General features: G+C 74.3%; 10 protein-coding genes. 7 read left to right on the top strand and 3 right to left on the bottom strand.

Annotation, left to right across the window (positions count from 1 at the left end; genetic code table 11):
* Positions 1 to 69 precede the first annotated feature (69 nt).
* Complete coding sequence (locus tag SNE206_RS02735) at positions 70 to 1668, top strand: FAD-dependent oxidoreductase (RefSeq protein WP_407911691.1); 1599 nt, start codon at positions 70 to 72, stop codon at positions 1666 to 1668.
* 109 nt (positions 1669 to 1777) lie between these two features.
* On the opposite strand, the gene SNE206_RS02730 is transcribed toward SNE206_RS02735, so the two are convergent.
* The 3 genes from SNE206_RS02730 to SNE206_RS02720 all read right to left on the bottom strand — a co-directional run bounded on the left by SNE206_RS02730 (position 1778) and on the right by SNE206_RS02720 (position 5119).
* Complete coding sequence (locus SNE206_RS02730; protein WP_407911690.1) at positions 1778 to 3502, bottom strand: FAD-binding oxidoreductase; 1725 nt, start codon at positions 3500 to 3502, stop codon at positions 1778 to 1780.
* Between the two features lie 104 nt (positions 3503 to 3606).
* Positions 3607 to 4602 carry an amidohydrolase family protein gene (locus SNE206_RS02725; protein ID WP_407911689.1) on the bottom strand — a complete coding sequence of 332 codons (996 nt, stop codon included), beginning with the start codon at positions 4600 to 4602 and terminating at the stop codon, positions 3607 to 3609.
* Positions 4603 to 4627: 25 nt separating this feature from the next.
* On the bottom strand, positions 4628 to 5119 hold the full coding sequence (locus SNE206_RS02720; protein WP_407911688.1) for a cupin domain-containing protein: 492 nt from the start codon (positions 5117 to 5119) through the stop codon (positions 4628 to 4630).
* 223 nt (positions 5120 to 5342) lie between these two features.
* Here SNE206_RS02720 and SNE206_RS02715 point away from each other — a divergent pair, with 223 nt between their 5' ends.
* From SNE206_RS02715 to SNE206_RS02690, 6 genes are all read left to right on the top strand, one after another.
* Positions 5343 to 6515, top strand: coding sequence for a 3-deoxy-7-phosphoheptulonate synthase (locus SNE206_RS02715; RefSeq protein ID WP_407911687.1), 1173 nt, complete (start codon positions 5343 to 5345; stop codon positions 6513 to 6515).
* A 174-nt stretch (positions 6516 to 6689) separates the two neighbouring features.
* On the top strand, positions 6690 to 7460 hold the full coding sequence (locus SNE206_RS02710) for a 2,3-dihydro-2,3-dihydroxybenzoate dehydrogenase (RefSeq protein ID WP_407911686.1): 771 nt from the start codon (positions 6690 to 6692) through the stop codon (positions 7458 to 7460).
* Between the two features lie 69 nt (positions 7461 to 7529).
* Positions 7530 to 8192 carry an isochorismatase family protein gene (locus SNE206_RS02705; protein ID WP_407911685.1) on the top strand — a complete coding sequence of 221 codons (663 nt, stop codon included), beginning with the start codon at positions 7530 to 7532 and terminating at the stop codon, positions 8190 to 8192.
* The gene (locus tag SNE206_RS02700) at positions 8189 to 10078 is read left to right on the top strand and encodes an anthranilate synthase family protein (RefSeq protein WP_407911684.1); all 1890 of its coding nucleotides are present in this window, start codon (positions 8189 to 8191) and stop codon (positions 10076 to 10078) included. Before SNE206_RS02705 ends, SNE206_RS02700 begins: the two co-directional genes overlap by 4 nt.
* On the top strand, positions 10066 to 10407 hold the full coding sequence (locus SNE206_RS02695) for a hypothetical protein (RefSeq protein WP_407911683.1): 342 nt from the start codon (positions 10066 to 10068) through the stop codon (positions 10405 to 10407). The genes SNE206_RS02700 and SNE206_RS02695 overlap by 13 nt, the downstream gene beginning before the upstream one ends.
* A gap of 133 nt (positions 10408 to 10540) precedes the next feature.
* Positions 10541 to 11728: a 3-hydroxybenzoate 6-monooxygenase gene (locus tag SNE206_RS02690; RefSeq protein WP_407911682.1), complete on the top strand. Its 1188-nt coding sequence runs from the start codon at positions 10541 to 10543 to the stop codon at positions 11726 to 11728.
* Positions 11729 to 11785 lie beyond the last annotated feature (57 nt).

The raw sequence follows: 11785 nt of genomic DNA, 5'->3' as shown, positions 1-11785 counted from the left end.
CCCGCTCCCCGCCGCGCCTGCCGTCCGCCGCAGATCCCGACGATCCCACCCCTCCCGGAGGTCGACCGCATGTCCCCCGAAGCCCCCTCCCCCGAGCCCGTGGACACCGGGCGCCCGGGCACCCCGCGCCCCGCCGCCTCCCGCCCCGCCGGCGGCCGGCCCGGCACCGGGCCGCTGGACACCGACGTCGCCGTGATCGGCGGCGGCCCCGTCGGCATGCTGCTGGCGTACGAGCTGGCGCTGCAGGGGATCCGCACCACCGTGCTGGAGCAACTGCCCCGCCCCACCGGCGAGTCCAAGGCCGGCACGCTGCACGCGCGCACCGCGCAGACCCTGCACCGGCGCGGACTCCTGGAGGCCGTCCAGCCGGGCCCGCACAAGGCGCGGTACAGCCGCGGCCCCGTACCGTTCCACTTCGGCGGGATGTTCGAGCTCGACCTCGCCGCGGTCGTCGACGAGGGGCCCGCGATGGTCGGCAGCCCGCAGGCGTACGCCGAGCAGGTCTTCGCCCGGCTCGCCGAGGCGCTCGGCACCCGCATCGTGCGCGGCGCCGAGGTCGTCGGCATCCGGCAGGACGACGACCGGGTGCACCTCACCGTCCGCGACGGCACCGGCACCACCCGCCCGGTGACCGCCGGGTGGGCGGTGGGCTGCGACGGCGCCCGCAGCGCCGTACGGCAGCTCAGCGGCATCCGCTTCACCGGCACCCCCGCCGGGGTGGGCGCCCTCATGGGCGAGGTCGAACTCCTCGACCCGTACGACGCGCCCGCCGGCTGGCAGCGCAACGAACGCGGCTGGACGCTCGTCTGGCTCAACCCGTACGGCCGCAGCCGGGTGTCGACGTACGACTTCCGCGGGCCGCACCCGGACCGCGGCGCACCCGTGACGCTCGCCGAGCTGCAGGGCGAGACCGAGCGCATCGCGGGCCGCCCGGTGCCGATGGCCTCCCCGCGCTGGCTCACCCGCTTCAGCGACGCGGCGCTGCAGGCCGAGCAGTACCGCTCGGGCCGGGTGCTGCTCGCGGGCGACGCCGCGCACGTGCACTTCCCGGCGGGCGGCCAGGGCCTCAACCTCGGGCTGCAGGACGCCGTGAACCTCGGCTGGAAGCTCGCCGCCGAGGTCCGCGGCGACGCCCCCGCCGGACTGCTCGACACCTACCACGCCGAACGCCACCCGGCCGCCGCCGAAGTGCTGTGGAACGTCCGGGCCCAGGTCGCCCTGATGAACCCCGACCCCCGCACGGACGCGCTGCGCGACCTCTTCGTCCGGCTCATGCACATGCCGCAGGTCAACACCTACCTCTCCGGCATGATCAGCGGCGAGGGCGTGCACTACGACACCGGACCGCACACCGACCCGCTGGCCGGCCGGCTCACCCCCGACCTGCCGCTGAAGACCCCGGCGGCCCGCACCGGCGTCGCCCGGCTGCTGCGCGCCGCGAAGCCCCTGCTGCTCGACCTCGCCGACCGCGCGGACCTGCGGGCGGCCGCCGCTCCCTGGGGCCCCCGGGTGGTCACCGTCACGGCGGTCACCGACGCACCGCCCGCCGACGCCCTGCTGGTGCGGCCCGACGGCTACACCGCGTGGAGCGCCACCGACCCCGACCGCGACGCCGCCTCCCTCACCGCCGCCCTGCGGACCTGGATCGGCGAACCCGCCGCCCCCTGACCACAGGCTCCTGACCACAGGCTCCTGACCACAGGGCCGCCCGGCACGGTCGTTCCCGTGCCGGGCGGCCCTTCCGTGCGCCCGAGGCGCCTTCCGTGTGCCGGTGGCGCTACGGCAGCCGGATCGACTGGCCGTGGTTGAAACGGTCCTTCGGGTCGTACTTCGCCTTGACCTGCTGCAGACGCGGGTAGTTGGCGCCGTAGTAGAGCGTGTACCAGGGCACGCCGGAGCGGTTGTGCTGCGGGTCGTTGAGGTCGATGTCGCAGTAGTTCACGTAGCAGCCGTCGGTGGTGTCGCCGGGCACCGGCACCCCGCCCGTCGTGCGGTACGTCTCCTCGTACGCGTCGCGCAGCCAGCCGATGTTCACCGCGTCGTCGGCCGCCGACGGCCAGTAGCTCTGGAAGAGCAGCTTGAAGACGGAGTCGCGGTGCACGGTCGCCGTCGCGCCCGGCGCCACCGCGTTGACCGCGCCGCCGTACGAGCTGAGCAGCACCATCGCACCGGGGTTGTCGAGGTCGGTGCGGGTGAGGTGCTTCCAGAACGTCGCGATCTGCGCGTCCGTCAGGTTCCGCTTGTGGAAGGCCGACTTGTAGTCGCCGCGCAGGCTCGGGTCGACCAGGGTGCTGTTGGTGGTGCCCAGGTAGCGGGCCGACTGCAGCCACGGCATGCGCTGCGGCGTGTAGTACTCGGGCATCGGGCCGTGCTCGCCCATGGCGGTGGTGACCGGACCGGTCGGGATGTCGACGCCCTCGGTGACGGCCGCGATGAAGTCGTGCAGCAGCTGCTCGGCGTTCGGCACCGTCGCGTCCATCTGCGTGAGCAGACCGATCTGGCCGTTGGAGCGGTGGTTGAGCTTGAGGAAGCTCATCAGACCGCCGTACGGGCCGCCCGGCGCGGAGTTGGCGACGTGCCAGGCACCGAAGTTGCGGGTGAGCCGGGTGAGGGCCGCCTCGGTGACCTGCGCCCAGTCCCAGGAGATCGCGCTGATGAAGACCTCGGCCGGGGGCCGGAGGAGGGCCTGCCCGGGAGCGGTGCCGACGGCCTTCGGCGACCGGAACCAGTAGCGGGTGATGACGCCGAAGTTGCCGCCGCCACCGCCGGTGTGGGCCCACCACAGGTCACGCTCGGGGTCGTTCGGCTCCCGGGTCGCCACCACGACGCGGGCGGTGCCGGCCGCGTCGACCGTGACGACCTCGACGGCGTACAGGTGGTCGACTATGAGCCCGTGCTCGCGGGCCAGCATGCCCCAGCCGCCGCCGCTGACGTGCCCGCCCGCCCCGACGGAGTAGCACATGCCGCCGGGCACGGTGACGCCCCACACCTTGTAGAGGCGCTCGTAGACGTCCAGCAGGGTCGCACCGGCCTCGACCGCGAAGGCCTTGAACCGGTCGTCCCAGGAGACCGAGGTCATCTCGGACATGTCGAGGACGATCCGGGTGGAGGCGTTGAAGACGAAGTCCTCGTAGCAGTGCCCGCCGCTGTGCACGGTCAGCTTCTTGCCGGCCCGCGCCGCCTCCTGCACCACCGCGAGCACCTGGGCGGTGGAGTCGACGACCCGCACCGACTCCGGGCTGCCGACCCAGCGCTGGTTCATGCCGCGCACCAGGTCGCGGTAGCGGGCGTCGGCGGGGGTGACCGTGGCGGCGCCGAACTCCGGGGCCGGCCCCGGCTGCGGCACCGCACCGGGTACGGCCGGGGCCGGTGTTCCCGCCGGCGGGCGCGGCGCCGCGAGAGCGGGGCCCGCTCCGACGGTGACGACCGCGCCGGCACCGAGGGCGGCCGCGCCGCCCAGGATCCGGCGGCGGCTCGGCATCCCGATCTGTTCCGTGCTCATGACGTGGAAGGACCTTTCTGTACAGGGTGGTGCGGTCTCAGGGGTGGTGCGGTCTCAGGGGTGGTGCGGTCTCGATGGGTGGTGCGGCCTCGGCGTCCCGGCGGTCACGCATGCCGGGCGATCCGCTCCGCGAGGCGCGGCAGCAGCCGCAGCGCGTTGGCCCGCCCGACGGCGGCCCGCTGGGTCTCGTCCCAGCCCGCGTACGCGCGGAAGCCGTCGGTGTTCTCGGTGGTGTGCGACGCCGGCATGAACGGGAAGTCGCTGCCGTACAGGATGTGTTCGGTGCCGGCGAGTTCGGTGAGCGCGGGCAGGGCGAAGGCGTTCGCGGACATCGCGATGTCGTAGTGCAGGCGGCGCAGCGTGCCGACCACGTCGGCGGGTGCCCGCCCGGTGAGGTACGCGCCGATGGTGGGCCCGTGCGTGAGCCGCTGCGCGAGGAACGGCAGGGTGCCGCCGGCGTGCGAGAGGATCAGCTGCAGGCCGGGCAGCCGGTCGAGGACGCCGTCGAAGAGCAGGCCGGCCACCGTGCGGGTCGTCTCGAAGGTGAACTCGTAGAGCGAGGGCGGTAGGTCGAAGGTGACGAGGTCCGCGGAGGGCGGCACCACCGGGTGCACGTGGACGGCGAGTCCGCGCTCGGCGATCTCGGCGAGCAGCGGTTCGAAGGCCGGGTCGTTGAGGTAGCGGCTGCCGTAACTGGTGAGCAGGCCGACCCCGTCGAGTCCCAGTTCGTCGACGGCGTGGTGGAGTTCCTCACGGGCCGCGTCGACGTCCGGCAGCGGCAGGATCGCGAACGCGCCGAACCGGGCCGGGTGGGCCGCGATCAGCCCGGCGAAGTACTCGTTGACCGTGCGGGCGAGCTTGCGCGCGTCGTCGCCCTCGACGAACGTCACGCCCGGCGCGGTGATGGAGAGCACGGCCGCGTCGATGCCGTGGCGGTCCATCACCTCCAGGCTCTCCTCGGGCGACCAGTGGGGGTAGTCGACGCCGGGGATGGCCACCCGGTCGGCGAGGGCGGCGGCGTACTCCGGCGGCACGGCGTGGTGGTGGACGTCGATGAGTCCGGCGGGCGCGGGCATGGCAGTCTCCAGCGTCTCTGTCACGGGGTGGGTGCTCCTGGCTGCGGGGTCATCCGAGGTACTCGTCACCGAATTCGGCGGCCACCCGCAGGGCCCTTTCCACATCGAGGTCGTACTGGGCCTGCGGGGGCGGCGGGGCACCGTCGTCGGCGGAGACGCCCGCGCCCAGGAAGAATCCGTCCTTGCCGCCGGGGACGAACATGATGAGGAGTTTCGACGGCTCGTCACCGACATTCGTGAAGTTGTGCACGGAGCCCCGCGGGACATGCACGAACGAACCTGCTCCCAGGGCGAGTTTCTCCGTGCCGTCGAAGAGGGAGACCTCGCCCTCCAGCACGTAGAACGCCTCGTCCTCGCGGTGGTGGATGTGCGGGGGCGGCCCACCACCCGGCGGTACCAGGGCCTCCATCATGAAGAAGCCCGGACCGGTGTTGTGCAGGCCCGACTTGATCGTGTAGCGGTCGCCGAAGGCCCATCGGCTCGGCCCCGCGCCGGGCGGCACGTGGACGACCCGGCGCGACCACTGCTCCTCGAAACTCAAGAAAAGGCCTCCGTTCCTGCACACGGGGGCGGGGCCCGGTCGGCTCCCGCAGTCGGCTCAGGCGAGTTTCCGCAGCACCCCGCGGGTGGGGCAAGGGACGGCCGGTGACTGTGTCAGGTCGGGAATGGGTGGAGCGGCACCTGACAAAGTTCAGGGACGCACTTCTTTTCCGCTCGCCGCATCCCGGACAGTCGTTCCCAGACCACTTCCAGGGAGGCACCCCTTGAACAGAGTCCATGCATTCATCCGCTCTCTGCCCGCCCGTCAGCAGCCGGACTGGGCGGAGCATCCGGAGCTACCCGCCGTGCGGGAGGAACTCGGCATGCTCCCGCCCCTCGTGACACCTGCGGAGACCGACACCCTGCGCGAGCACCTGGCGGAGGCGGCCGGCGGCCGGATCCAGATCGTGCAGACCGGCGACTGCGCCGAGGACTGGGCCGAGACGACACCGGGCGAGGTCGCCCGCCGGGCCGGGCTGCTGGACATGCTGGCCGGGGCGATGAAGATGATCTCCCACAAGCCGGTCCTGCGGGTCGGCCGCCTCGCCGGCCAGTACGCCAAGCCGCGCTCCAGCCCCACCGAGACCGTCGGAGGAGTCGAACTCCCCGTCTACCGCGGCCACATGGTGAACTCGCCGGAGCCCGACCCCGAGCTGCGCCGCCCCGACCCGCGCCGCATGCTCACCGGCTACCACGCCGCGGCCGAGGTCATGGGCCACCTCGGCTGGCGTACGGGACGCACCGCCGCCCGGATCGACGGCGAGGTGTGGACCAGCCACGAGGCGCTGCTGCTGGACTACGAACTGCCCCAGCTGCGCCGCCAGCCGGACGGCCGGCTGCTGCTCACCTCCACCCACTGGCCGTGGATCGGCGAGCGCACCCGCCAGGTCGACGGCGCCCACGTGGCGATGCTCGCCGCCGTCGCCAACCCGGTGTCGGTGAAGGTCGGCCCCACGGCGGACACGGACGAGCTCCTCGCCCTGTGCGAACGGCTCGACCCCGACCACGTGCCCGGCCGGCTCACCCTGATCGCCCGGATGGGCAGTGCGGCCGTCGCCGACCGGCTGCCCCCGCTGGTGGCCGCCGTCCGCGCCGCCGGGCACCCCGTCATCTGGCTGACCGACCCGATGCACGGCAACACCCTGACCGCGCCGGACGGCCTCAAGACCCGGCTGGTGGAGACCGTCGTGCACGAGGTCGAGGAGTTCCACACCGCCGTCACCGAGAGCGGCGGCACCGCCGGCGGCCTGCACCTGGAGACCACGCCGTCCGAGGTCACCGAGTGCGTGCGCGACCACTCGCGGCTGCACGAGGTCGGCCTGAAGTACACGAGCTTCTGCGATCCGCGGCTGAACCCCGGGCAGGCCGTGACGGTCGCCTCCGCCTGGCGCGGCTGAACCGTCCCGGTCCCGGCACGGTACCGCCGCCCGTCCGCGGCAGCACCGCACCACCCGCGTCCTGCCTGCCCCACCCCTGCGCACCCGTACCGCCTGCACCGCCTGCACTGCCCGTACCGCCCCTGCCGTCCCTCGCCGCGCCCACGGCGCGGCCGACCCGGAGGTCAGCAGCACATGACGGAGAAAACCGCCCTCGTCACCGGCGCGGCCGGCGGCATCGGGGCCGCGGTCGTCCGCGACCTCGCCGCGCGCGGCGTCACCGTGGCAGCGGTCGACCGCGATCCGGACCGGCTCGCGCAGGTCGTCGCCGAGGTGACGGCCGACGGCCTGCGGGCCGAGGCCTTCCCGTGCGACGTCACCTCGTCCGCCGCGGTGGAACGCACCGTCGACGAGGTCGAGCGGCGCCTCGGCCCTCTCACCGATCTGGTCAACGCGGCCGGGGTGCTGCGGCTGGCCAGGGCCGTCGACCTCACGGACGACGACTGGGCCGCGACGTTCGCGGTGAACACCACCGGCGTGTTCCACGTCTCGCGGGCGGTCGTCGCCCGGATGGTGCCCCGGCGGTCCGGCGCGGTGGTCACCGTCGCGTCGAACGCCGCGGGCACCGCCCGCCAGGACATGGCCGCGTACGCCGCGTCCAAGGCGGCGGCGACGATGTTCACCAAGTGCCTCGGCCTGGAGGTCGCGCAGTACGGCATCCGCTGCAACGTCGTCGCGCCCGGCTCCACCGACACCCCGATGCTCACCGCGATGTGGCACGACACGGACGGCTCCAAGGTGTCCGTCGAGGGCGTGCCCGAGGCGTTCCGGGTCGGTATCCCGCTCGGGCGGCTGGCCCGGCCCGCCGACGTCGCCGACGCCGTCGCGTTCCTGCTGTCCGACCGGGCCGCGCACATCACCCTGCACGACCTCACCGTCGACGGCGGCGCCGCGCTGGGCGTCTGACGGCCTTACGGCCGAAGTCCCGCACCGCCCCTGTCTTTGTCCGCATCCCCGCTCCGCAGAGAGGACCCCATGGCCGGCCTGCCCGCCATCACCCCTTACCCGATGCCCGCCGCGACCGACCTGCCGGCCTCCACCGCCCGCTGGACGGTCGACCCCGACCGGGCCGTACTGCTCCTGCACGACATGCAGCGCTACTTCCTGCAGCCGCTGCCCGCCGAGCCCGGCGACGCCCTGCTGCGCAACGCCGTCCGGCTGCGCGAGGAGGCCGCCCGGCGCGGCGTGCCGGTCGCGTACACCGCGCAGCCCGGCGGGATGTCGGACACCGACCGCGGGCTGCTGAAGGACTTCTGGGGCCCCGGCATGCGGGTCGCCCCGGAGGACCGCAAGGTGGTCGACCCGCTCGAACCCGTCGAGGACGACTGGGTGTTCACCAAGTGGCGGTACAGCGCGTTCTTCCGCACCGACCTGCTGGAGCGGCTGCGCCGCGCCGGACGCGACCAGCTCGTCGTGTGCGGGGTGTACGCGCACGTCGGCGTGCTGATGAGCGCGGTCGATGCCTTCACCAACGACATCGAGACCTTCCTCGTCGCCGACGCGGTCGCCGACTTCTCCGCGGCCTACCACCAGCAGGCGCTGGCGTACGCGGCCGAGCGGTGCGCGGTCGTGACCACGACCGCCGCCGTGGCGGACGCCCTCGCCACCGGACTGGTCGCCCACGGGGGGCGGCGGTGACCGCGCCGGCCCGTGCCACTGACCTGCTGGACGACGTGCTGACGGGCACCCGGTCGGCGTACGCCCTGCTGTACCGCCCGGAGTCGGCCGGCGGCGACGTGCTGGAGGTGCTGCTCGGGGAGGTCGGCGACGTCGGCCGGATCGGCGACATCCCGGTGCCGGAGGGCGACGGCGGCGGCCGCCACCAGGTGCTGGCGGTGCTGCCGTACCGGCAGATCGCGGAGCGCGGCTACGCCGTCAACGACGACCGCGAACCGCTGCTCGCCATGACCGTGCACGAGCAGGCCTCGGTGCCGCTGCAGGAGGCACTGCACCGGCTGCCCGACGACCCGGTGACGCTGCAGGACGGGCGCTTCGACGTGGACGACGCGCAGTACGCCGCCCTGGTGCGGGAGGTGATCGACCGGGAGATCGGCAGCGGCGAGGGCGCGAACTTCGTGGTGAAGCGGTCGTTCGTCGCCGACATCACCGACTGCACGCCGCGCACCGCGCTGTCGTTCCTGCGGCGGCTGCTGCAGCGCGAGACCGGCGCGTACTGGACGTTCCTGGTGCACACCGGCGAGCGGACGTTCGTGGGGGCGAGCCCGGAGCGGCACGTCAGCCTGCGCGGCGGCACCGCCGTGATGAACCCGATCAGCGGCACCTACCGCTACCCCGCGGCCGGCCCGGACCTCGCGGGCGTGCTGGACTTCCTCGCCGACCGCAAGGAGGCCGACGAGCTGTACATGGTCGTCGACGAGGAACTGAAGATGATGGCCCGGATCTGCGAGGGCGGCGGCCGGGTCACCGGCCCGTACCTCAAGGAGATGGCGCGGCTCGCGCACACCGAGTACTTCATCGAGGGCCGCTCCTCGCGGGACGTCCGGGAGATCCTGCGCGAGACGCTGTTCGCCCCGACCGTGACGGGCTCGCCGCTGGAGAGCGCCTGCCGGGTGATCAGCCGGTACGAGCCGGAGGGGCGCGGCTACTACAGCGGCGTCCTCGCGCTGATCGGCCGCGACGAACTGGGCGGCCGCACCCTCGACTCGGCGATCATGATCAGGACCGCCGACATCAGCGCGGCCGGCCGGCTGCGCATCGGGGTCGGCGCGACGCTGGTGCGCCACTCCGACCCGTGGGGCGAGGTCGCGGAGACCCGGGCGAAGGCCGCGGGGCTCCTCGCGGCCCTGGAGGACGGCGGCACCCGGCGGTTCGCCGACCACCCGGAGGTGCGGGAGGTGCTGGGCCGCCGCAACGACACCATCGCCGACTTCTGGCTGCGCCGCCCCGTCGACCGGGCGGAGCCGGTGGCCGGACTCGCCGGCCGGCGGGTGCTCGTGGTCGACGCGGAGGACACCTTCACCTCCATGCTGGCCCAGCAACTCGGCTCCACCGGGCTGGAGGTGACCGTCCGGCGCTTCGACGAGCCCTACCGCACCGACGGCTACGACCTGCTGCTGTTCGGCCCCGGACCGGGCGACCCGCGGGATGCCGCCCACCCCAAGATCGCGCACCTCGCGGCGGCCGTCGGCGAACGGCTCGCGCAGCGGCTGCCGTTCGTCGCGGTCTGCCTGAGCCACCAGGTGCTGAGCGCGCGGCTCGGCCTCGACCTCGTCCGCCGGGACGCGCCCGCCCAGGGCGTGCGGCGCGGCATCGACCTCTTCGGCCGCACCGAGCAGGTGGGCTTCTACAACACGTTCGCCGCGCGCAGCGCCCACGACCTCGTCGAGCACCCGGAGTTCGGCAGCGTCGAGGTGAGCCGGGACACCGTGGGCGGCGAGGTGCACGCCCTGCGCGGCCGGGGTTTCGCCTCGGTGCAGTTCCACCCGGAGTCGGTGCTGACCGACGACGGCGTGCGGATCCTCGCCGGTCTGATGACGGGGGTGCTGCAGTCGTGCACGCCGTGATCGCCTGGTGGGACCTCGCGGGGTCGCCGCAGACCGTCGAGTCGCTGCGGGAGTTCCTGCGCGACGAGGCCGTCAACCGGTACGCGGCCGTGCCGGGGCTGCGGCTGAAGTTCTGGATCTCCGACCGGGCCGCCGGCCGCTGGGGCGCGGTCTTCCTGTGGGAGTCCGCCGAGTCCGCGGAGCACGCGGCCGTCGAGCTGCCGCCGCGGGCGGCGGAGCTGATCGGCGGGCCGCCGGCCGTCCGGCTCGCCTTCGACGTGGAGGCGACCGTCGAGGGCGTCTTCGAGGCCGCCGCGCTCGGCGGGCGCGGCCTGCTGTGGGAGGGGTGAGCCCTCCGGTGGCGCCCGTACCCGTGACGCCCGTACCCGCCCCCGGCCGCTCCGCCCCTTCCGGACGTCCCGCCCCTGCCGGCCCGCCCGGCAGGCCGCACCGACCGTTCGCACCGAGAGGAGACCGACAGCGATGACGGAGACAGTGATCGCCGGCGGCGGCATCGGCGGGCTCGCCGCGGCCGTCGCCGTCGCGGCGGCCGGGCACCGGGTGACGGTGCTGGAGCGCCGGGAGGAGTTCGCCGAGCTCGGCGCGGGCATCCAGCTCGGCCCGAACGCCTTCCACGCGCTCGACCGGCTCGGGGTGGGCGACGCCGTCCGCGACCGCGCCGTCTTCATCGACGAGCTGCGGTTCATGGACGGCACCACCGGCGAGCGCGTCACCGCGATGCCCCTCACCGGCGCCTACCGGGAGCGCTTCGGCAACCCGTACGCGGTCGTGCACCGCGGCGACCTCTACCAGCCGCTGCTCGACGCCTGCCGGGCGCACGAGGGCATCCGCCTGCTCGGCGGCCACCGCGTCGTGGGGTACGCGCAGGACGGCGGCCCGGCCACCGCCGTCACCGACGACGGCGGGCGGTTCACCGGCGACGTGCTGATCGGCGCCGACGGCATCCGGTCGGCCGTCCGCGAGCAGCTGCTCGGCGACGGGGAGCCGCGGGTGTCCGGGCACACCATCTACCGCTCGGTGATCCCGATGGACCGGGTGCCGCCGGAGCTGCGGTGGAACACCGTCACCCTGTGGGCCGGGCCGAAGTGGCACTTCGTGCACTACCCCATCGGCGGCGGCGCGTTCCTCAACCTGGCCGCCACCCGGGACGACGGCGCGGCCGAGGCCGTCGCCGGCGTGCCGGCGGAGCGCGCGCACGTGCTCGGCGAGTTCCCCGACCTGGGGGCGACCGCCCGTGCCCTGCTCGAACTCGGCGAGGAGTGGCGCCGCTGGGTGCTGTGCGACCGCGACCCCGTCGACACCTGGACCGACGGCCGGGTCGCCCTGCTCGGCGACGCCGCCCACCCGATGCTGCAGTACGCCGCCCAGGGCGCCTGCACGGCCCTGGAGGACGCGGTCGTCCTGGGCGGCCTGCTCGGCGGTGCCGGGGCCGCCGACCCCGCCGGCGCCCTGCTGCGGTACGCGGCGCTGCGGCGCGGCCGTACGGCCCGGGCGCAGCTGGTGGCCCGCGAGATGGGCCGGCAGCTGTACCACCCGGCGGGCGACGCGGCGAAGGCCCGCAACGAGCGGCTCGCCGGGTACGGCACGGAGGGCCTGTACGACGCGGTGGCGTGGCTGCACGGCTCGCGGACGTTCACCGGGGCCGGGTGACCGCGCGCCGCCGCCGGGGCCGCCGCCGGGCCCGGGAACGCCCGTGGGCCCCACCCG

The sequence above is a fragment of the Kitasatospora sp. NE20-6 genome (assembly GCF_045862635.1).
This window is presented reverse-complemented; position numbering and strand designations above follow the sequence as displayed.